Origin of the sequence: Longispora fulva, assembly GCF_015751905.1 — a bacterium.
GTDB classification, from domain to species: domain Bacteria; phylum Actinomycetota; class Actinomycetes; order Mycobacteriales; family Micromonosporaceae; genus Longispora; species Longispora fulva.
The window spans coordinates 2,948,260-2,969,217 of the sequence record NZ_JADOUF010000001.1; the positions used below are offsets into that span (position 1 = coordinate 2,948,260).

Consider the following 20,958-nt stretch of genomic DNA (forward strand, 5'->3'; position numbering starts at 1 on the left):
CCATTACGGACAGTTAGCCTGATACTCAACGAACTCCCCCGAACGTCGTCGTGCCCAAGTGGGCAGCGCTCGAGGACTGTACCGATCGGCCGCGCTCGCCCGTCGCCCTCCACCACGAAACCGTGACCCTACCGTGATACTCATTGACCTTCATCACGCTAGACGCAACGGACATTCACGCAGCGCTATCGACGGCGGGCCTTGTAGAGATGACAGCGGGTGCCGTAGCGTGACCGCCTGTTTGGCGCGTTGCTTACCTACCGTGATCGGGGGACACAACCATGGAGTATTCGCCTCCACGTTCCATCCGCCGCCGCACTCTGGCCGCCATCGCTTTGATGGCCGCCAGTCTGCTGCCCGTTGTCATACTCTCGACGCCCGCCTCAGCCGCACCGCAGTCCGAGGAATCGGCGGCTCTGGCCAAGGCGCGTCAGTCCAAGGTGCGAGTGGAGGTGATCTCCCAAGGGGATGAGACCAACCAGATCTTCGCCAACCCTGACGGCACCTTGACCGCTGAGATGCGTGCCGTGCCCAACCGGGTCCGCAGGGGCACCGGGTGGACACCACTGGACACGAAGTTGCGGTTCGCGGCCGATGGCACCGTGGTCCCCGGCGCGACGGTCACGCCGCTGGTCCTGTCGGGGGGTGGTGGCGCGCCGCTGGTGAGAGCTTCCAAGGGTACGCACAGTCTCAGCCTTGGCTGGAACGGATCGCTGCCGAAGCCGACCCTGTCGGGCTCAACGGCGACCTACTCCAACGTATTGCCCGATGTGGACTTGACGGTCACCGCCACCCCCACCGGGTACACCCACGCCCTGGTCGTCAAGACCCCCGCCGCAGCCAAGAATCCCGCCCTGGCCACGGTCAAGTACCCGATCAGCGCCAGCAGCGGGCTGAGCGTCGCCACCAACAACGACGGCGGATACACCGTCTCTGACAGCACCGGAAAGCCCGTGTTCTCAGCGGGCACACCGGCCATGTGGGACAGTCCCACACCGGCAGTCGCTCCCGCGCCCGGACCGGCCATGAAGGGCCTCGCCGCGGCCGGTGCCGCCGGCGCACCCAACGGCGTCGCGGCCGTCGACGTGCCCGACGAGGGTGAACACCGCGCGGTGATGCCGCTGTCCGTCGACGCGGGCCAGATGCAGCTCACCCCGGTGCAGGAGATCCTCACCGACCCGACGGCCCGCTTCCCGATCACCATCGACCCGGGCGTGGCCACACACTGGGCCTACCAGTGGAACCGGACCCAGAAGGAGAGCCCGAACTACAACTACTTCGGCCGCCAGGGGTCCTACGCCACCGTCGGCTACGACGGCTGGGGCTTCTCGGGGACCTACCGGTCGGTGTTCCAGATGAACATCCCCTCCGCCGCCCGCGGCGGCACCATCATCCGGGACTCGGCCAACTGGTCATACTTCAAGATCACGCTGTATCACTCCGGGGCGTGCACGGACGCCATGACCAGCCTCTTCCCGACCAGCAACAACGTGGCCGGCGCCGTGTGGAGCAACACCGACTGGCCCTACACCCTCGCCACGGCCGTCGGGCACGCCAACAAGGCGGGCGGATGCGGGAACGGATCTGATCAGCCCAACCAGGATCTGTACTTCCAGGCACAAGGCCTGGACAACTATTTCCAGCAGGCCGTCAACAGCCCCGACGGCACCTTTGGCCTCGGCCTCGCCGCGCCCAGCGAGGGCGACAAGTACCAGTGGATGAAGTATCTGCCCGACACCGCCCTGGTGTCCTTCCGCTACAACCACGCCCCAACCGTGTCGGGTCAGCAGATCGTCGCGTTCCCCGGCTGCGGGACCGTCGGCAGTCCCACGTACCTGGATACCGGGAAGCCACAAATGACCGCCACGCTCAACGATGTTGACAGTGGCGACGTGCTGCGGGCCAACCTGATCATCCAGAAGGCCGGCCAGACCGTGTACTCCGTCGACTCTCCCAACCGCACAGGCACGGGGGCGGTGACCTGGCCAGCGGTGAGCCCCGAGCTGACCGAGGGCACATACACCTACCGGATGACCGCGTTCGACGGCACCAACTGGGGACCTGTCAGCGGTGACTGCGTTTTCACGGTCGCCACCGCCGCACCCGTCAAGGCGCCCACGATCACGTTCGACAACAACGAGTTCCTCGACTTCGGCCCACCGGTGACCGCCGTCATGACGCTCACCTTCAGCCCCAACGGTGAGACCGGCGTCGCCAGCTACCGCTACGGCCTCGACGACCCGAACAACCTGCCGAACACGGTGAAGGCGAACGCTGCCGGCAACGCGACCGTCGCGGTGACGATCACCAACAGCAACATGCACAAGATCTACGTGCAGAGCCTCAACGCCGCGGGCAAGCCCAACACAGACGGTCCCAGCAACAAGGACCTGCAGTTCGTCTACCCCGCCCCCACACCCAACCCGGGCAACATCCTCGCCAACCCCGGTGCGGAACTTCAGACCAACGCCGGCTGGATAGTCGCCAACGGCTCCTCGGTCACCGTCGTCAATGACGACACCGCCGCCCACGGCGGCTCCTTCTTCCGCCTCAACGCCGGCACCGCCACCAGCGGCAGCATCTACCAGGACATCGTCAGCACCTGGAACGCGCAGACCGGCACCGGCATCAACGCGTCGGCCGGCCAGTGCTACGAGGGATCGGCCTGGGTCCGCTCCGCCACCGGCGGCCCCTACACCGGCAAGCTCGCGATCTCCGCCCTCGGCGGCGCCACCGCCAACCAGCGCGAGATGTTCACCTTCACCGCCCAACCCGACCAGTGGACCCGCGTCATCGCACCGCTCTGCGTGTACGCGACCGACCGGAACGCGCTGCGGCTCCAGGTGTACGAATCCAGCGTCGGCGACCTCGACGTCGATCTGCTCAGCATGGTCAACGTCGGGCTGACCTCGGCCAGCTTCGAGTACGGCCACGCCGAAGGCTGGAACACCTTCGGCACGACCACCAAGACCGTCAAGGCCGACGCGACGGCCCAGCAGGGCGGCTCCTACCTGCAGGCCAACTCCACCAGCAACAACTCCGTCTACCAGGACCTCGCTGGCAAGTACCCGGCAGGCACTCTCCTGCTCGCCAGCACCTGGGTGCGCTCGGCCAACGGCAGCACCTATCCCGGTGACCTGACCCTGTGGATGAACCCCGGCACCGGCCAAACCACCGTCACCACCCACTTCATCGCCCAACCCGGCGCATGGACCCAGGTGTTCTTGCCCTACTACGTCAACGAGACCGGCCGCACCGTCGCCCGGTTCGAGATCTACCTGCGCACAGCAGGCAACCTCGACATCGACGGCACCGAACTCCGCCCGATCACCGCCTACCCCGGCACCAGCGGACCGGCGGTCGCCCGAACCACCAACTACCAACTCGTCAACAAGAACAGCAACAAGTGCGCCACCGTCGAGGCCACCAGCACCAACAATGGCGCCAAGATCCTCCAAAGCGACTGCAACGCCACCGCACAGAACCAGATATTCCGGCTCGAGCAGGTCAGCGACAACTCCTACTACCGGATCAAGGCCCTCTACGACAGCAAGTGCGTCACCGCCCAGGCCCCTGGCGACAACTACCAGGTCCTCGTCCAATGGGATTGCGTCAACGGCTACGCCACCCAGCACTTCATGCCCACGGGCGGGGACGGAGTCACCAACCCCGTCGAACTACACCCGTTCTCCAACCCCGGCAGCTGCGCCGACGTGTTCAACTGGAGCACCGCCAACGACGCTGAGATCAAACAATGGGACTGTCGCAACGGCGAACTCCAGCCCCATGCCAACCAACAGTTCTTCCTTCGCGCCCTCCCCTAACAACTCCCATCACGGGCCGCCCAGCCAAACACGGTTGGGCGGCCCGTCGGGCGCTCGCGGGTTTCCCCTTGCGGGACGTTAGATCACCGCTGCGGACGCAATCTCCGCACACATCACACACGTGTGACTCCTGCTCTCCGGCAGAACATGCTGGGGGCGCGGCCGTCGGACCGGGCTTGTCGGTCCGACAGCGGCCGACGTCAGGCCAGTGCGGCTCCGCCGTCGAGGGTGAGCACCGTGCCGGTCGCGTAGCCGTTGCCCAGGAGGTAGAGGTAGGCGGCCGCGGCCTCCTCGGGGGTGCCGACGCGCCGCACGGGAAGGCCGCCGCCTAGTGCTTGGAGGAAGGCCTCCGGCTCGGGCACGGCGTCCCACAGCTCGGTGCGGATCGCGCCGAGGCGGACCGCGTTGACCCGCAGCGGGGCGAGTTCCAGGGCCAGTGCCCGCGTCAGACCCTCGACGGCCGCCGTGACGCTAGCGCCGAGCGACGCTCCGGGCGCGGGCCGGGTAGCGAAGGCACCGGAGGTGAAGGTGATCGAGCCGCCGGGACGGAGCTTGGGCGTCGCATACTTCGCGGCGAGCACCGCACCCCAGAAGCGGCGCTCGAAGAACACCCGGGACTCCTCGGCGGCCAGATCGGCGAGCGGCTTGAGCAGCAGGGACTCGCCCGCCGTGTAGACGAGATGGTCGAACTCGCCGATCCGGTCGAAGAAGGCGGCGAGCTCGGCGTCGTCGGCGACGTCCAGCACGATGCCTTCGGCCGGGTCACCGAGCTTCTTCACCGCCAGGTCGACCCGGTCCTGGCTGCTGGAGGCGACTACCACGTTCGAGCCCTGGGTCGCCGCGGCCCGCGCGACCGCGAATCCGATGCCGGAGGTACCACCGATGACGACGACACGCTGGGTGTCCGCTGTGTTGTTCATGGCGAGGACGCTACGTGTCACGACCGAGACGATGAATGGTGTGACGTCTCGATTCTTTGTCTGATCGTCTCGATCTTGGCGCGCTATGGTGAGCGGATGGACATACTCAGCGACACGCTCGCGGCCCTGCGCACCGGGCGCCCGTCCGTTGTCCGTACCGACGCGCACGCCCCGTGGGGTGTGCGCTTCCAGCCCATCGCGGGAGCCGGATTCCACGTCGTCGTCGAAGGACACTGCTTTCTCCTGCCGGTCGGCGGCGATCCGATCGCCCTGGGCCCCGGCGACGTCGTGTTCCTGCGGCGCGGCACCGACCACGCCATCAGCGACGCCGTCACCAGCGAACTCGTCGCCTTCGAACCCGACCGCGTCGACAAGTCCTCGCCGATCGGGCGTTTCGCCGTCGAGGGCGACGGCACTCGCAGCGTGCTGGTGTGCGGGGCCTACCACCTCGACGTCGACCGGCCGCATCCGCTGCTCGGCGACCTCCCGGAGGTCATCCACCTCCCGGCCAACGCCGGTCGCCATCCGGCGCTGCGCTCGGCGGTCGACCAGCTCTGCGCCGAGATCCACCGGCCCCAGCCGGGTTCGGACTCCGTGGTCACCGCGCTCGTCGACCTGCTGCTCCTCTACATTCTGCGGTCCTGGTACGCCGAGTTGCCCAGGGAACAGACGCAGAGCTGGGCCTCGGCCTTGAACGACCCGTTGATCGCCCCGGCGCTGAAAGCGATCCACGACGACCCGGCGCATCCGTGGACCGTCGCATCGCTGGGGAGCCGGGCCGGGCTGTCGCGCGCCGCGTTCGCCCGACGGTTCACCACGGTCGTCGGCGAGCCGCCGCTGAGCTACCTGACGACGTGGCGGATGGCCATCGCGGCGCGGATGCTGCGCGAGACGGTCGACCCGCTGAGCGCCGTGGCCGACAACGCTGGCTACACCTCGGAGTTCGCGTTCGCCAAGGCCTTCAAGCGGCACTTCGGCGCCCCGCCTGGGGCATATCGGCGGGAGCGGCGGACGGCGTCGGCTTCGCTGTAGCCCCCCAGGTCACGATAGAGTCCCCGGCATGGACGCCCCGGCTGGATCCGACAGCGAGATGCTGCTCGCCGTCCTGGACGAGTTCATCATCCTGATCCGCAGTGAGGGCGACACCTTCTGGGCAGGATGGCTCGAGAAGGACCGCAACCTCATCGCCGCGGGCGACCAGGAAGGCCATCGCCACCTCAAGCAAGCCTTCGGCGGTATGGGCAGTCTCAACGACCGGTACTACCACGGTATCCACGCACACATGCTCAGCGAGATCTACAACCTATCCGGCAAGCTGAACCCATAGCGACCAGCCGAAACCCCTAACGGACCCGGCCGGCCCCGCCTGCAGCCGCGCCCGTCCGCGGCACGCCACGCCGTCGCGCTCACCCAGGCAGGGTGCCTCACCCGGCCCGCGCCTCGCACTCCCAGCTGGACACGTCACCGCCGCGGATAGTACGGGAAAATGCGCTTTGATTTTTGGGCTTTTATGTAATTTGTCTATAAGGACTGTCATTCTCGTAATATCAGCCATATGGCGATCATGGAGCCGTCCTCCGACGAGCGTTCCCCGTCACGGCGTGGCGTGCTCCGGGGAGCCGCCGGTCTCCTGATCGGCGCGGCCGCGGTCTCAGGGGTGGCGGCCACGGCGGGGTGTTCGGCCTTCCGCAGCAAGGCTCGCAGCGACGAGGACGAGCTGTTCGGCGAGCTCGACGGCAAGATCGAGAAAGTGATGAAGGACCACGCCATTCCCGGTGTGGCGGTCGGGGTGTGGGCCAAGGGCCGCGAGCACGTCCGCGGGTACGGGGTGACCAGCCTGGCGAACCCGCAGCCCGTGGACGGCGACACCCTGTTCCGGATCGGCTCGACCACCAAGACCTACACGGGCACGGCGGTGATGCGCCTGGTGGAGGCCGGCAAGCTCAACCTCGACGCCACGGTGCGCACGTATCTGCCGGACTTCGCCGCCGCAGGTCCGGGCGTCGCCGAGGCGGTGACGCTCCGCCAGTTGCTCAACCACACCCCGGGCTGGCTGGGGGATTTCTACCAGGACTTCGGGCGGGGCGAGGACGCCCTGACCCGGTACGTCACCGGTATGGCGGCGTTGCCGCAACTGACCGCGCTGGGCAGCACCTTCGCGTACAACAACGCCGCCATCGACCTGGCGGGCCGGGTCATCGAGAAGGTCACCGGATCGACATATGAGAAGGCCGTTCAGGATCTGCTGCTGGATCCGTTGAAGTGCGAACGGACCCGGTTCTTCGCCGACGAACTCGTCGGTTACCGGACGAGCGCCTCGCACACGGTGGCCGACGGCAAGGCGAAGTTCGACGCGTCCGGCTGGTACATCCCCCGGTCGCTGGGCCCCACCGGCGGGTTGATGTCCACGGCCAAGGAGCAGCTGGCCTGGGCCCGGTTCCACATGGGCGACGGCACCGGGCCCGGCGGCGTCCGGGTGCTCAGCCGGGACTCGCTGGTGGCCATGCGGTCCAATCCCGGCCCCGGGGGCACCCTGGCGGTCGAGCTCGACGGCATGGGGGTGGCCTGGCACCTGCGGCCGAGTGCCGAGGGGGTGCGCATCGTCCAGCACGGCGGCACCTGGCGGGGTCAGCACTCCGGGTTCATCATGGTGCCCGACCGCGACTTCGCCCTCACCGTACTCACCAATTCCGAGAGCGGGTCCAAGCTGGTCTCCGACCTGACGGTGGACGACTGGGCGTTGAAGAAGTACGCGGGGATCAGCAACCTGCCGGCCACGCCCCAGACCCTGAGCGCCAGTCAACTGGCGCCCTACGAGGGCCGCTACGAGGGTCAGGTGATCTTCGGGGACGGCAAGCCCGTCGACCTGCGGGTCCAGTTGACCGCCGACCAGGGCCGGCTGAAGTACCGCGCGTTGTCCCCGGAGGGCGATCCGATGGACCCTGAGCCCGGCGTGCCGGAGACGCTGGCGTTCTACCGCGAGGACTACGTGCTCCCCATGGACGGCGCGGGCAAGCCCTTCGGCTCGCGGGCCAACTTCCTGCGCGGCCCGGACGGGCGGGTGCAGTGGTTCCGCGAGAACGGCAGGCTCAGCAGAAAGGCGGCCTGAGACATGCGCGGCATCGCCAGGTGCGTGCTCGCCGTCGCCCTGTGCCTGGCGGCCGGATCGTGCACGTCCGGGGACAAGAAGCCCGGCCCGGTCTCCTGGGGGCCGTGTCCCCAGGGGTACAACGCGCTGGTGCGGTGCGCCACGATCGACGTTCCACTGGACTGGGCCAAGCCGGACGGGAAGAAGATCCACATGGGGGTGGCCCGGCTTGCGGCCACCGATCCCGCGCACCGGGTGGGCAACCTCGTCTTCGACCCGGGTGGCCCGGGGGCCGCGGGCACCCAGTACCTGTCGTTGCAGGCGGAGAAGGGCAGGATCTTCACCCCGGAGGTGCTGCGGCGCTTCGACATCATCGGCATCGACCCGCGCGGGGTGGGCACGAGCACCCCGGTGCGGTGCGACCCCGCGATCTGGAACCGGCCGATGGACCTGTTCCCGGCCACCGCGGCCGAGTACGACGCCCTGGCCACGTGGAGCCAGGACTTCGGGACCAGCTGCCGGCAGCGGACCGGTGAACTCCTCGACCACGTGGACACGGTCAGCGTCGCCCGCGACGTGGACGTTCTGCGCCAGCGGCTGGGCGACGCCAAGCTCACCTTCCTCGGCCAGTCCTACGGCACGGCCATCGGCTTCGAGTACGCCCGCCTCTTTCCCAAAAGCAGCCGCGCGCTCGCCCTGGACGGGGCCCTGATGCACTCCCTCGACGCCAGCGTCATGAACGTCACCGAGGCCTCGGCGTACGAGCGGGCGCTGGTGCGGTTCGCCGAGTGGTGCCAGACCGACGAGTCCTGCGTCCTCAAGGGACAGGACGTGCTGCGGCTGTTCGACGACCTGGTCACCCAGGCCGCCGCCAGCCCGTTGCCGGCTCCGGGCTGCGCCGCCGCCGGCTGCCGGGGCGCGGTGACGGACTCCGAGCTGCTCACCAACGCCGAGTACAAGTTGCTGGCCAAGAACGCCGTCGCCGGGCTCAGCCCGGGCTGGCCGGGGTTCGCCCGGGTCCTCGACCAGGCCCGCAAGGGCGACGCCACAGGCCTGTCCTCCCGGCTCGTCGCCACGGAGGAGGACGACCAGTTCGCCGGGCTGGCCGTGGGGTGCCTGGACTACCGGGCGAACTTCTCCGGGTACCCCGCGCTGAAGGACCAGATCACCCTGGGCCGGTCGGCCACCCCGCACGTCCGCGGCGGTAGCCAGACCTACACGTACATCACCGAGTGCCTGCGGTGGCCGACCCCGTTCACCAACCCGCCCCGCCTGGACGTGGCCCGGCCGTCCACGCCGACGCTGATCGTGAACTCGACGTATGACCCGTCCACCGCCTACGCCTGGGCCCAGCTCATGACCGCCCGCACCGAGGGCTCGGTCCTGCTGTCCCGCGACGGCGACGGGCACACGTCCTACGGCAGCCCGGGGAGCACCAGCGACGCCATCGACCGCTATCTGATCAGCGGCGAGGTGCCCGCCCCCGGCACCGTGCTGCCCGACTGATCACGCGATCAGCTTCCTGTTCAGTCTCCCGCCGAGGCGGAACCACACCACCTGCCCGGTCGAGCCCCGGATGAAGTCGGCACGGCTGCCCCGAGGGGTGCCGTCGACGTCTAGGGTCAGGACGTAGTCGTCGCGGTAGAAGGCCAGGGCGTCCGTGTCACCCGGCCCGGGGTCGATGGGTTGGTCCTGCGGCGACAGCACCCGGTACCGCAACCGGCCCTTGTCGGCGGTGAGCCTGGTGTGGAAGTCCCGCAGCGTGCCGTCGCCCTCGATGACCTGGGCGACGTAGCGGCCCTCGTAGGGGGCCAACTGGCTGGCGCTCAGGGTCCGCGGCGTGGCCGGCAGGTTACTGATCCCGGCAAACCGCTTGAGCACCCAGTCGTCCACGCACAGGGCGGAGGTGAGTCTGGTGCCGCTCTCGGAGTTGGTCAGCACGGTGAAGGCGACATCGCGGTCGGGGACGACGAAGAAGCCCGAATGCTGGCCGGGTACGTCGCCGCCGTGTTGCACGACGGGCACGCGCTGATCGGTGGGCCGCAGCGCCCACGTCACCCCCATGCCGTTCAGTTCCACTGCCAGGGTGCCGCCGGGCCCTGACACGACGCGCATCTCCCGCAACATGCCCGGGGACAGGATTCTGGTGCCGTTGGGCGCACTGCCGTCGCCGAGGTGGAAACGGGCGAACGTCAGCTGGTCGCGGGCGCTGGAGATCAGCCCGCCGTCGGGGTCACCCGAGCGCGGCAGGTACCACATGGACGGATCGAACGCCGCTTGGCCGTTGACCATCTTGTGGGGGGCGGCGAAGCGGTAGCCGACGAGTTCGTCGGTGAAGAACCGGGTCCGGTGCAGTTCCAGCGGGTCGAGCAGCAGGTTCTCAATCGCCTGCTCGTACGTCGAACCGGTGACCTTCTCCAGCACGCGGCCGGCGACGTCGATCGCGGAATTGTTGTAGGCGAAGAGTCCGCCCCGCGAGGACAGCTGCGGCAGCCGGGCCATGCCAGCCACGAACCTGGTCAGCGCGTCCTCGCCGCGGCCGAAATCTTGAAAGTAGTCTCCCAGCCACCCCGAGGCGTGGTTGAGCAGCTCGCGCAGGGTCACCCCCGCTGACACCGTGGGATCGGCGACGGCGAAGTCCGGCAGATACGTGCGCACCGTGGCGTCGAGGTCGAGCTTGCCGGCATCCACCAGGCGCATCACCGCGGTACCGGTGAAGGGCTTGGTGGTCGAGGCGATCCGGAACAGGGTGTCGCCGTCGACCGGTTCCGGATTGTCGACGTTGGTGACGCCGAACCCGCGCACGTGCTCGCGGCCCTTGTACCAGACCCCCACCGCCGCGCCGGGGATGGCGTGGGCCTGCATCTCCTTCTCGATCTTGTCGTCGAGTTCGCCGAACAGCCGGTCGACGTCATCGCGAGGAGGGGTGGAGCGAAAGAGCGAACACCCTGCCGCCGCACCGGTCGCCGCAACCGCCACGCCGGCCGCGGCGCCGAGCACCGCCCGTCGCGGGAGCCCGGACGACGCCTGCGGATGCTCCTCGTGTCCGGATTCCATCTCTTCCCCCGCCGGCACTGCCGAGATGATGATTCCGTCAGTATTGTCTCCTACCGGTGCGGGGTGGGCTGCGGTTTCGGGGCAGATGCGCAAAGCCGCCGACCGTCCACTGCGGCAGTGCCGATCCGCCCGCCCGGCCGTGCGCCCGGGTCCGGCTCGTCGACTGAGGATCTTGCGAATCGAACGTTGGTGCCGTTACTGTCAAGATCAAGAACGACCCGCTCGTTCTCACCCCGGTCGGATCATCAACGCAGGTCAAGGCGCGACAAACGCATCCCGTCAGACCGGTGAACACGTGCCGGTGTGACATCTCGGGCCCAGATCTCCGGTCGGCACGCAGGCCACCCCCATGTACAAGGAGCAAGGCATGAAAGCGCACGTCAGCTCAATTCTTCTCGGCGTCCGGGACATGGACCGGGCCAAGCAGTTCTACACCGAGGGGCTCGGCTGGAAGGTCCAGAAGGACTACGGCATCTCGGTGTTCTTCGCATCCGACGGCGCCTCGCCGGTCGGCTTCTACAGCCGCGAGGGGCTGGCCGGCCAGGTGGGCACGAGCCCCGAAGGCAGCGGCTTCAGCGGGCTGGTTCTGACCTACGTCGTGCGCACCGAGGCGCGGGTGGACGAGATCATGGCGGAGGCGCAGAAGGCCGGTGCCACGATCCTCACGCCCGCCGGCGCGCTGCCGTGGGGCGGATACGGCGGCACCTTCGCCGACCCGGACGGCTACATCTGGAGCCTCGGCTACAGCGACCAGGGAACCGACCAGCCCTACGCGGAGTAGTTCCACGCTGTGTCCGGGACGACGTGGCGCGTGCCGCGGTCGCCCCGGACACGGGCTATGGAGCCCATGTCTGCCACCAGGCCGGCTACCGCAGATCGCGCCAGAGCCGGACCTCGGTCAGCCCACGCCACGGCCGGGTCGCGCTTGCGGGGACGAGGCCGGACCGCCCGTAGAACCGTCGCGCTGGCGCGTGCGGCTCCACAGCCCAGACCACGCACCCTGTGGTACCCGGCCGACGACCCACCAGGGCCCGCAACGGAGAACGAGAGTGCGACGGCGAAGGCACTCCGATCGCGCGGGGTCGGCGGGCCGGTCTACGCAGCCACCCGGTACCGCAGTCGGCGGACGGTCAGAGGGCCGTACCGGCCGACAGCCGCCAACTCCACCACGTGTTCCCCCGATTCCGAGCGCGGCAGAGGCCACGCCTCACCGGGTGCCAGGTCGTGGTCGTTGACCCGGAAGCCGGTCACGAACGGATGGTCGGAGTGCGGGCACACCGCGGGCTCGCCGTCGATGACCGCCACGCTGACCGCCAGTTCCGACAGATCCGGGTACGCCTCCGGTCCGGCCCGCAACAGGCGCGGCGTGGCGATGAAGGCGCCCCCCAGGATCGGTACCACCTGCTCACCCCAGGCACCGCCGGTGATGCGGATGTCACCGAAGAAGCCCCACCAGGTCTGCAGGTCATGCTCCTGGACCACCGCGCCGAGACAGACCGCGTGCGGCCGCGACCCGCCGGCCTGGAACCGTGCCTGCAACGCGAGGGTGCCGAGCGGGGTGCCGTCCTCATCGGTCCAGTACAAGCCGTTCTGTCCGTCCAACAGCACCCACGCGCCCAGGTCGTCGATCCACGCCTCGGAGACCAGATGTCCGCCGCCGAAGCCCGCGTGCGCGGTGCGCGTGAACACGTTGACCTGCCGGGCCGGGATGCCTGCGGCGTTCAACGTCTGGGTGAGCAGCAACGTGTACTCCCGACAAGCGAACCGCTCACCGCCTCGCACCCGGTCGAGGATCTCGAGCCCGTCGGTGCCGTCGACGTGCAGGTCGCTGTGCACCCACATCGTGCTCACCCACCGCAGCAGCTCCCGGGCGGTCTGCCACGAACTCGCCGCGACCGCCGGCATCCGGGCCGCGAGCTCCGGCTCCCGCCCATTTGGCAGGCGACACAGCTCCAGCGGCGCGGTGGGGGTGATCGTCGGCCAGTCCAGCAGCGTGACGGCCGGGGCCGGAAGGTTCGCCGCCATCACGGCCTTCAACAGCGCCCAGTCCGGATCGGCACCGAACGCCGCCGTGAAGAACGGCTCCATCAACTCCGGCTGATGGAATCCGGCGGCGATCACCTCGTCCAGCACCGCCCGCCCCTCAGCCAACCCCAGGAACCGCCCGGCCAGGGCCGACAACGGTCCCCAGTACCCCGGCCACAGCTCGGTGTCCTCCCGCAGCTGAGGCACCAGCTGCCACAGTTCGGCCCAGCGCTCGGCGCGACCCAGATCCTGCGCCCGCTGACGCAGCTCGTCCAGAGCACCCTCGACCACGACCAGACTCCCCTCAATGGATAGACATCGCCCGGAGCCTAGCTCGACTGAGCCGTTCTCTCAGCCCGCTCTGTGACTGCTCCGAACGCCCCGGTGGCCACCATGATCATGGTGGCCACCGCCGAACGGACTCGTGGCGATGGCGATGGCCAGCACGGACACCAGCGCCAGGCCCAGGATGAGCGCTCCTCTATGGGCCTTGCGGTGGGCGGGATGGGCAGACGGGCCGCGCGGAGGGTTCCGAGCGCGAGCCCGAGCTGGAAGCGGTTGTCGACCTTGAGCTGGCTGCCTGTCCCGCGCGGGCGGCGACCGTCACGGTCGAGGTGCTGGGGCGAGTCAGGGCGTGGACGGCGCGGCTGGGGCGACCGCGGTCTCCGCCGGTTGGTCACACCGGCTCGCGTTGATGCCCGACGGCACGGTCCGGGCCTGGGGCGCCAACTTCATCGGCCAGCTCACCCCGATCATCGTCCCTGGTCTGTCCGGGGTGACGTCTATCGCCACTGGCAGCAACCACGGCCTGGCCCGCCGTCGTCCCGGACATGGGCTACGGAGCCCATAGCATCCGGGCGACGAACATGTCTGTCACCAGGCCGGCTACCGCAGATCGCGCCAGTGCCGGACCTCAGTCAGCCCACGCCAGAACCGGGTCGCGCTTGCGGGGACGAAGCCGGACCGTTCGTAGAACCGTCGCGCTGGCGCGTACCGCTCCAGGGCCCAGACCACGCACCCCGTGTAGCCCTGCGCGCTGAGCCATGTCATGGAGTCGGCGAGCAGCAGGCTCCCGACACCGCGTCCCTGCGCCTCGGGCAGCACGTACAGCGCCAAGAGCTCACCGGTGCCCTCCGGCTCGGATTCCTCGGGCGGACCGCTCCACGCGAAGCCCTGGATCCCATCTGGCCCCTCGGCGACGGCGACCCGCTGTCCGTGGCGCGTCGCCGCAGCCGACCAGTTGTGTGCCGTCCGGCTCAGGTCCAGCCCCGCCACGACGTCCGGTATCCACTCCCCGTAGGTTGCCTGCCAGGTGGTTTTCTGAAGAGCCGCGATGGTCATGCCGTCTTCTGGATCGGCCACGCGTACCGCGATCTGGTTCATCATGCCTCCTCCGCCATGGCATGCAGTCAAACACCAACCCGCGCTCCGGCACCCGGCCGGCGACCGACCCGGGCCCGTAGCGGAGCATGAGAGTGCGACCGGCGAAGGCACACAACGCGAGGTGGATCGCGGTGCGCGAGCGGATGCCGGGTCCGGCCTGGACACGCGGAACCCCATGGACGACTGCCACCGCCCCGCCGAGGTCGACGCCAAGCGGCAGGCGGCCGCCCGGCTCTACCGGGCCATCGGAGACCCGCAGGCGGCCACCATGCTCACCATGCCGCAAGGCTGAAGGGGGCGTCACGGGTCAACGTCGCGCGTGGTGAGTGCCCCGTCGGACATCTGGGCGACGCGGGCGCAGTGCCGGTCGACCAGCGCCCGGTCGTGGCTGATGACGACCAGGGCGAGGCCCGTGTCGGCACGGAGGTCGTTGAGGAGTGCCATCACGGCCTCCGCGGTGGCGGGGTCGAGCGCGGAGGTGACCTCGTCGCAGACCAGGACGTCGGGCTGTGCGGCCAGCGCGCGGGCGATGGCCACCCGTTGGCGTTGCCCGCCGGACAGTTCCGACGGGTACCGCACGGCGAAGTCCGCCGGCAGGCCGACGAGGTCGAGCAGCACGGATACCGGGGGGCTGGCGGTCAGTCGGTGCAGGACCGCTGGCCGTCGCAGCGTCTGCGCGACGGTATGTGCGGGGTTGAGCGCGCCGAGGGGGTCTTGTGGCACGTACTGGACCTGACGCCGCTGAGCCCGACCGCGCCGGCGAGACACAGGCTGGCCGTGCCGGATGAGGCTGCCGCCGCTGGCCGGGTGCAGTCCCGTGAGAACCCGCCCGAGCGTGGACTTGCCGGCGCCCGACGGTCCGACGACGGCCAGGCAGTCACCGGAATGCACGTCGAGGTCGATGTCACGCAGGATCGTGCGCCCGCCGGCCATCGCGCCCAGCCCGCGAGCCGACAGGACGATCGGCCCGGCCGGCGCGGGTGGTCGGCCCCCGGTCGGGGGCGCGGAGGCGGCCCGACCGAGGTCGACCACGGTGTCGGCGAGTTGCGACACCAGGTCGGGGTCGTGGCAGGCGAGGATGACCGCGAAGCCGTGCCGGGCACGCAGGTCGCGAAGGAGTGCTGCGATCTCGTCGCGCAGCGCGATGTCGAGTCCGGCGGTCGGCTCGTCCAGCAGCAGCAACAGCGGCGCGCGGGCCAACGCGCGGGCCAGCGCGACCCGCCGGGCCTGCCCGCCCGACAACGCGGCCGGCCGGCGGCGGAGCAGTTCGTCTTCGAGCCGGACGTCGGCGAGTGCCGCCCGCGGGTCGGTGCCCGGGGCGAGTTCGGTGAGCAGCGTGCGGACCCTCATCCGGGGGTTGAGCCGGGAGGCGGGGTCCTGGCCGACGTACCCGACGGTGGTGGCGCGCAGGTGACGCAGGCGCGCGGCGGACAGGTCGAATACGTCGCGCCCGAGCACCTCGGCGGTGCCGGACCGTCGGGTGAGGCCTGGCGGCAGTGCGCCGAGCAGCGCACGCAGCAGGGTGGTCTTGCCGCACCCGGACCGTCCGGTGAGGGCGAGGATCTGGCCGGGTTCGACGGTGAGGCTCGCCGCGTCGACCACGACGGTGTCGCCGTGCACGATGGTCAGGTCCCGCACGGCGGCGACGGTACTCATGTGGCCCTTCCCGGGCGGGGCGCGAGGGCGTCGGCGGCGAACTGCACGGCGACGGTGAGTGCGCCGATCGCCAGGCTCGGGGCGATGACGGCCCAGGGGTTGAGGAGGATGCCGGCCCCGTTCTCCCGGATCATCAGGGCCCAGTTGGCCTCGGGGGGCTGGGGACCGATCTCGAGGAAGCCGGCGGTGGCGACGATGTAGACGGCGGCGACGAACCGCAAGCCGAACAGGTTCAGGCAGGTCGCGCGCAGGTTCGGCAGGAGTTCGCGCCAGATGAGGTGCCAGAGGTGTTCCCCGCCGGCGGCGGCGGCTTCGACGTACCCGGAGGCGGCGATCGGGGCGGCGGCGCCGGAGACCACCCGGACCGCGTACGGCACGCCGGTGACGACGGCCGCGGCGATCAGCGCGTACCGGCCTCCGCCGGGCCAGCTCAGGGCGACCAGCAGGAGCGCGAGGACGGTGGGCAGGAGCATCGCGGTGTCGGCGGCGCGGTCGATGATCCGGCCGACGGTGGGACGCAGCGCGGCCAGAGCGCCGAGGAACGCGGCGACAACGGTGACGACGAGCGCGATCACGACCGACGTGAGCAGAAGTTCCTGGCCACCGGCGAGGAGCCGGCTCAGGACATCGCGGCCGAGCTGGTCTCCGCCAAGCGGGGCGGTGCCGGGCGCGTCGTAGGGCATGGTGACCGGCGCGTCGATGGAGTGCGGGGCCAGGTACGGGCCCGTGAGGGCGAGGCCGACCAGGATGAGGGCCGGGGCGAACCGGGCCGCCCGCCTCACGCGCGACGCCCAGTCGCCCAGGCGCGGACCAGGTCCGACAGCAGCAGCACCCCGGCGATGGCCGCCCCGGTGACGGCGGTGGCGCCGGCGATGACGGGGGTGTCGCGGTCGTGCACGGCTCCGGCGATCACCGTGCCGATGCCCGGATAGTTGAAGATCGTCTCGATGACGACGGTGCCGCCGAGGAGCATGCCGACGGACGTTGCGGCCCCGGCGGCGAAACTGGGCAGGGCACCGGGCAGGACATGGCGGGTGAGGACCCGCCACGGCGACAGTCCGTCGCAGATCGCGGCGTCGACGTGCGGGGCGGCGTACTCGTCGGCCAGCGCCGCGCGCAGGATCCGGGTGTTCCAGCCGACCTGCGCGACGGCGAGGGCGAGCACCGGGAGCACGAGCATCGTGGGCGAGGCGGGCCAACCGTCGTCGTCGGTGGTGGTCACGGCGGGGAGCAGGTCCGCCCACAGGGCGAGGACGAGCACCAGGACGCTGGCCACCACGAACTCGGGCAACGCGAGGGCGACCGTCGCCGTGGTGGAGATGGTCCGGTCGCGCAGCCCGCCGGGGCGCAGCGCGGCGGCGCAGCCCAGGGCGAGCGACGCGCACACCGTGAGCGCGAAGGCGAGCCCGCCCAGGAGCAGCGTGTTGGGCAGGTGCGCGCCGATGATGTCGGCGACCGGTTCGCCGCGCGCTGACCGGCCGAGGTCCCCGGTGGGCACCCCGGTCATCCAGTGCGCGAAGCGGACCGCGACCGGCCGGTCGAGGCCGAGTTCGGCCTGGCGCTGGGCGACGGCCTCGGCGGACGAGCCCCGGTCCACGGTGGAGCGGGCCGCGTCGCCGGGCAGGAACTCCACGGCCGCGAACACGACCGCGAGGAGGACGACGAGCAGGGCCGCCCGACGCGCGAGCAGCCCTGCCAGCAGCGTCAGTTGGCGAGCCACGTCTTCTCGAGCTGCACCCGGCCGTAGCCGCCGAGCTTCGGCAGTTCGCGGACCTTCTTCGCGGCCAGGTCGACCCCGTCGGCCATGCCCCACAGCAGGTACCCGGACTTGTCGTGCTCGATCTTCTGCAGCTCGCGCAGGGTGTCCTTGCGCGCGGACTCATCGACGGTGCTGACGACCTTGCGGTACGCCTCGTCGAACGCCGGCTCCTTCCACGCCGTCTCGTTCATCGCGGCCTCGGAGTTCATCGTCTTGCCGGCGAAGAACACGACGGAGTCGTTGGTGCCCCAGTAGGTGGTGCACAGCGGGGCCTTCTGCCAGCTGGCGTCCCAGAACGTGGTGGAGTCCTGCTTGACGACCTCCATCTTCACGCCGAGGTCCTTGAGCTGGGTGGCGAACAGGGTCGCCGACTCCGCCAGGCCCGGGATGTCCTCGGAGGTGAACAGCTGGTACGTCCCACCCAGGTCGAAGCCGGCGTCGGCGAGGAGCTGCTTGGCCTTCGCCAGGTCGCGGCGGCGCTGCGGGAGGTCCTTGGCGTAGGCCGGGTCGGCGGTGCCGAGCACGTCGTTGGCCACGGTGCCGTAGCCGGACAGTGCCTGCTTGACCATGGCCTCGCGGTCGCAGGCGAGCTTGAACGCCTCGCGGACCCGGACGTCGGCGTACGGGCCGTCGGACGTGCGCATCAAAAACGGCATCGCCATGTCGTTGAGGCGGCGCACGATCTGCACGTCCGGCTTGCCCTCGGCGACCCGGGCGGCGACCGCGCCGACGTTGGAGGCCACGTCGATCTGGTTGGTGAGCAGCGCGTTGGCCATCGCCTGGGGGCTGTCGAACATGGTGACCTCGATCGCGTCGAGGAGCACCTGGCCGCCGTGCCACGTGTCGTTGCGGACCAGCTTGGCGTTGCCGCCGGAGTAGGACACCAGCTTGAACGGGCCCGTGCCGGGCGCGCCGGCGATCTCGGCGGTGTCCTTCTTCACGGTGAACGTCGTCAGCCGGGCCAGCAGCGGCAGCTCGCTGTTCGGGTAGTCCGAGGTCAGCACCACCTTGTTGCGGCCCTCGGCCTTGATGTTGTCCGGCGCGACCCCGGGCAGCCGGGACTTGCCCGACGGGGTGTTGCGCAGCCGGACGAGCGACCACGCCACGTCCTCGGCGGTGACCGGGGAGCCGTCGTGGAAGGTGGCGTTGTCGGGGATCGTGAACGTCCACCGCTTCAGGTCCGCGCTGGACTCCCACTTGGTGGCCAGCCGGGGTGCGACGTTGCTGGTCGCGCCGGGCACGGTCAGCGCGTCGTAGACCAGGCTGATGATCAGGTAGTCGCTCTCGTTGTTCTGCACGCCGTGCGGGTCGCGGGTGATCGCTGACGCCTTGCCCAGCGCGCCGATCCGCAGGGTGCCGCCCTTGCGCGGCGAGGTCGCCGGCCCGGGCGCGGCGGTGTCCTTGCCGTTGTCGCAGGCCGACAGCAGGACGGTCGCGCCGGCGGCGGCACCGACCCCGAGGAGGTGGCGTCTGGTCAGGTTCACGGCAGGGAATTCCTTCACGATGGCGAGGCGGAGCTAGGTATGCCTACCCTAAGTTGATCGTGTCGCGCAAGCCCACTCTGCCGACACATCCACGAAGATCCGTGCCGTACCGACCTCCGCGCAGGTCGTGGCCATGTCGTCCTCACACACCGCCGGAAGGTGCCAACTGTCACAGCCGCGCGGCACTTGCCCGATCGCGGACAGGCGGTTAGCGTTCGACCGCCGCACGCTGGCGGTTTCCCGGGGCCCCTCGCCGAGCGCGAACCGCATCCCCGGACATCGTGTCCGACGACGACTGGACGGCCGCACGTGATCCTCGACCCCGCCGCCCCGATCCCGTTCGCCAGCACATGAGCTTCGCCACCGACAGCCGCCGGCTCCTCGCGCTGGCCGTCCCCATCGCCCTCACCCAACTCGCCCAGGTCGCCCTCACCACCACCGACACGGTCATGATGGGGCTCCTCGGCACCCGGTCCCTGGCCGCCGGCGGACTGGCCATCGTGCTGTTCAACCAGCTGCGGACCATGGGCGTCGGCATGGTCACCGCCGTCGGCAACCAGGTCGCGGCGGCGACCGCCCGGGCCTCTGAAATGGACGGTGCGGCCGGCCGGCCGGGCCGGGACTCCCCCGGCCCCGCCGTGCGGGAGAAGGTCCGCGACCTCGTCCGCGCCGCCCTCGTGCTCGCCACCACCGCCGGGATCATCGGCGCGCTGCTCATGGTCGGGTGCGGCCGAGCCCTCGTGTGGCTCGGCCAGGACCCCGACGTCGTGCGCGCCGCCCGGCCGATACTGCTCGCCCTGGCCCCCGGGCTCGTGCCGTGCCTGTGGTTCCAGGTCATCCGCCAGTACACCGTGGGGATGCGCCGCCCCAGCGCCCTCGTGTGGATCACCGTCGTGTCGATCGCCGTCAACGCCGCCCTGAACTGGGGATTCATCCACGGCACCGCAGGGCTGCCCCGCCTCGGCCTGGCCGGGATCGGGCTGGCCACCAGCTCGGTGTACGTGGCGACCTTCGCGGCCCTGTACACCGTGACCCGTCGCGACGCTGTCCTCGCCCCAATGCTGTCCCTGCGCCTGTGGCGGGCCCGGCCGGCCACGATCCGCCGACTCGCCGGCCTCGGCGCGCCGATCGCCGCCACCTACGGCTCAGAAGCCGGGTTCTTCTCCGTCGTCGCCCTGCTCATCGGCAGCCTCGGCGCCTCGGCCCTGGCCGCGCACACCGTCGTCAACCAGCTCGTCTACATCGTCTTCCAGGTCACCGTCGGACTGTCGCACGCCGCGTCGATCAGCGTCAGCCAGGAGATCGCCCGGGGCCGGGTCGCCGACGCCGGCCGGGCCGCCCGCACCGCCCTGACCCACGGCGCGATCCTGTTGGGCGTCCTCGCGGTCGTCTACCTCGCGGTGCCCGACCTCGTCCTGCGCCCCTTCCTCGACCCCGCCGACCACGCCGCGACGACCATCGCCGTGCAACTCCTGGCCGTGGCGGCGGTACTGCAGTTCGCCGACAGCGCCCAGAACATCGCAGTCGGCCTCCTGCGCGGACTCGACGACACGAAAGCCGGATTCCGCATGACCCTCGTCGGCTACTGGGCCGTCGGCCTGCCCGTCGCATGGCTGATCGGGCGGGTGCTGCTCCCCGGCGCGGTCGGAGTGTGGATCGGTCTCGCCACCGGACTGACCGTCACAGCGGTCCTCCTGCTGCGCCGGTTCCACAGGGCGCTGGCCGCACGGGTGGAGTCCGTGGCCATCGCCGGGTAGCCGCG

General features: G+C 70.1%; 16 protein-coding genes. 8 read left to right on the plus strand and 8 right to left on the minus strand.

Going from position 1 to position 20,958, the window contains the following annotated elements; translation table 11 throughout:
• Window positions 1–452: 452 nt before the first annotated feature.
• Window positions 453–3,824, plus strand: a complete 3,372-nt coding sequence (locus tag IW245_RS42175) for an RICIN domain-containing protein (RefSeq protein WP_197003433.1) — start codon at window positions 453–455, stop codon at window positions 3,822–3,824.
• A gap of 200 nt (window positions 3,825–4,024) precedes the next feature.
• On the opposite strand, the gene IW245_RS13010 is transcribed toward IW245_RS42175, so the two are convergent.
• Window positions 4,025–4,744 (minus strand): SDR family oxidoreductase, encoded by a 720-nt coding sequence (locus tag IW245_RS13010; protein WP_197003434.1) that lies wholly within the window; start codon window positions 4,742–4,744, stop codon window positions 4,025–4,027.
• 96 nt (window positions 4,745–4,840) lie between these two features.
• Here IW245_RS13010 and IW245_RS13015 point away from each other — a divergent pair, with 96 nt between their 5' ends.
• The 4 genes from IW245_RS13015 to IW245_RS13030 all read left to right on the plus strand — a co-directional run bounded on the left by IW245_RS13015 (window position 4,841) and on the right by IW245_RS13030 (window position 9,338).
• A complete protein-coding gene (locus IW245_RS13015; protein ID WP_197003435.1) occupies window positions 4,841–5,776 on the plus strand; it encodes an AraC family transcriptional regulator in 936 nt (311 codons plus the stop codon).
• A gap of 28 nt (window positions 5,777–5,804) precedes the next feature.
• Window positions 5,805–6,071, plus strand: a complete 267-nt coding sequence (locus tag IW245_RS13020) for a DUF6966 domain-containing protein (protein WP_197003436.1) — start codon at window positions 5,805–5,807, stop codon at window positions 6,069–6,071.
• A gap of 228 nt (window positions 6,072–6,299) precedes the next feature.
• Window positions 6,300–7,853, plus strand: a complete 1,554-nt coding sequence (locus tag IW245_RS13025; RefSeq protein ID WP_197003437.1) for a serine hydrolase domain-containing protein — start codon at window positions 6,300–6,302, stop codon at window positions 7,851–7,853.
• 3 nt (window positions 7,854–7,856) lie between these two features.
• Window positions 7,857–9,338 carry an alpha/beta hydrolase gene (locus tag IW245_RS13030; protein WP_197003438.1) on the plus strand — a complete coding sequence of 494 codons (1,482 nt, stop codon included), beginning with the start codon at window positions 7,857–7,859 and terminating at the stop codon, window positions 9,336–9,338.
• Here IW245_RS13030 and IW245_RS13035 read toward each other — a convergent pair whose 3' ends face one another.
• Window positions 9,339–10,889 (minus strand): serine hydrolase domain-containing protein, encoded by a 1,551-nt coding sequence (locus tag IW245_RS13035; protein WP_197003439.1) that lies wholly within the window; start codon window positions 10,887–10,889, stop codon window positions 9,339–9,341.
• A gap of 367 nt (window positions 10,890–11,256) precedes the next feature.
• On the opposite strand from IW245_RS13035, the gene IW245_RS13040 reads away from it, so the two are divergent.
• On the plus strand, window positions 11,257–11,670 hold the full coding sequence (locus tag IW245_RS13040; protein WP_197003440.1) for a VOC family protein: 414 nt from the start codon (window positions 11,257–11,259) through the stop codon (window positions 11,668–11,670).
• A gap of 314 nt (window positions 11,671–11,984) precedes the next feature.
• On the opposite strand, the gene IW245_RS13045 is transcribed toward IW245_RS13040, so the two are convergent.
• Window positions 11,985–13,205 (minus strand): transglutaminase domain-containing protein, encoded by a 1,221-nt coding sequence (locus tag IW245_RS13045; protein ID WP_197003441.1) that lies wholly within the window; start codon window positions 13,203–13,205, stop codon window positions 11,985–11,987.
• A gap of 343 nt (window positions 13,206–13,548) precedes the next feature.
• Between IW245_RS13045 and IW245_RS42680 the strand changes: the two genes are divergently transcribed.
• Window positions 13,549–13,764 carry a hypothetical protein gene (locus IW245_RS42680; RefSeq protein WP_197003442.1) on the plus strand — a complete coding sequence of 72 codons (216 nt, stop codon included), beginning with the start codon at window positions 13,549–13,551 and terminating at the stop codon, window positions 13,762–13,764.
• 35 nt (window positions 13,765–13,799) lie between these two features.
• Here the strand turns inward: IW245_RS42680 and IW245_RS13055 are convergent, their stop codons facing one another.
• The 5 genes from IW245_RS13055 to IW245_RS13075 all read right to left on the minus strand — a co-directional run bounded on the left by IW245_RS13055 (window position 13,800) and on the right by IW245_RS13075 (window position 19,196).
• Complete coding sequence (locus IW245_RS13055; RefSeq protein WP_197003443.1) at window positions 13,800–14,300, minus strand: GNAT family N-acetyltransferase; 501 nt, start codon at window positions 14,298–14,300, stop codon at window positions 13,800–13,802.
• 297 nt (window positions 14,301–14,597) lie between these two features.
• On the minus strand, window positions 14,598–15,953 hold the full coding sequence (locus IW245_RS13060) for an ABC transporter ATP-binding protein (RefSeq protein WP_197003444.1): 1,356 nt from the start codon (window positions 15,951–15,953) through the stop codon (window positions 14,598–14,600).
• Window positions 15,950–16,735, minus strand: coding sequence for an ABC transporter permease (locus IW245_RS13065; RefSeq protein WP_197003445.1), 786 nt, complete (start codon window positions 16,733–16,735; stop codon window positions 15,950–15,952). The genes IW245_RS13060 and IW245_RS13065 overlap by 4 nt, the downstream gene beginning before the upstream one ends.
• Window positions 16,732–17,673: an ABC transporter permease gene (locus IW245_RS13070; protein WP_197003446.1), complete on the minus strand. Its 942-nt coding sequence runs from the start codon at window positions 17,671–17,673 to the stop codon at window positions 16,732–16,734. Before IW245_RS13070 ends, IW245_RS13065 begins: the two co-directional genes overlap by 4 nt.
• Complete coding sequence (locus IW245_RS13075) at window positions 17,658–19,196, minus strand: ABC transporter substrate-binding protein (RefSeq protein WP_197003447.1); 1,539 nt, start codon at window positions 19,194–19,196, stop codon at window positions 17,658–17,660. The genes IW245_RS13070 and IW245_RS13075 overlap by 16 nt, the downstream gene beginning before the upstream one ends.
• Before the next feature lie 350 nt (window positions 19,197–19,546).
• Between IW245_RS13075 and IW245_RS13080 the strand changes: the two genes are divergently transcribed.
• Window positions 19,547–20,953, plus strand: a complete 1,407-nt coding sequence (locus tag IW245_RS13080) for an MATE family efflux transporter (RefSeq protein WP_197003448.1) — start codon at window positions 19,547–19,549, stop codon at window positions 20,951–20,953.
• Window positions 20,954–20,958: the final 5 nt, after the last annotated feature.

What these genes read in the sequence shown, in the direction of transcription:
- IW245_RS13010 (WP_197003434.1), bottom strand. Translation starts at nt 4,744, where the DNA reads ATGAACAACACAGCGGACACCCAGCGTGTCGTCGTCATCGGTGGTACC.
- IW245_RS13015 (WP_197003435.1), top strand. Translation starts at nt 4,841, where the DNA reads ATGGACATACTCAGCGACACGCTCGCGGCCCTGCGCACCGGGCGCCCG.
- IW245_RS13020 (WP_197003436.1), top strand. Translation starts at nt 5,805, where the DNA reads ATGGACGCCCCGGCTGGATCCGACAGCGAGATGCTGCTCGCCGTCCTG.
- IW245_RS13025 (WP_197003437.1), top strand. Translation starts at nt 6,300, where the DNA reads ATGGCGATCATGGAGCCGTCCTCCGACGAGCGTTCCCCGTCACGGCGT.
- IW245_RS13030 (WP_197003438.1), top strand. Translation starts at nt 7,857, where the DNA reads ATGCGCGGCATCGCCAGGTGCGTGCTCGCCGTCGCCCTGTGCCTGGCG.
- IW245_RS13035 (WP_197003439.1), bottom strand. Translation starts at nt 10,889, where the DNA reads ATGGAATCCGGACACGAGGAGCATCCGCAGGCGTCGTCCGGGCTCCCG.
- IW245_RS13040 (WP_197003440.1), top strand. Translation starts at nt 11,257, where the DNA reads ATGAAAGCGCACGTCAGCTCAATTCTTCTCGGCGTCCGGGACATGGAC.
- IW245_RS13055 (WP_197003443.1), bottom strand. Translation starts at nt 14,300, where the DNA reads ATGATGAACCAGATCGCGGTACGCGTGGCCGATCCAGAAGACGGCATG.
- IW245_RS13060 (WP_197003444.1), bottom strand. Translation starts at nt 15,953, where the DNA reads ATGAGTACCGTCGCCGCCGTGCGGGACCTGACCATCGTGCACGGCGAC.
- IW245_RS13080 (WP_197003448.1), top strand. Translation starts at nt 19,547, where the DNA reads ATGAGCTTCGCCACCGACAGCCGCCGGCTCCTCGCGCTGGCCGTCCCC.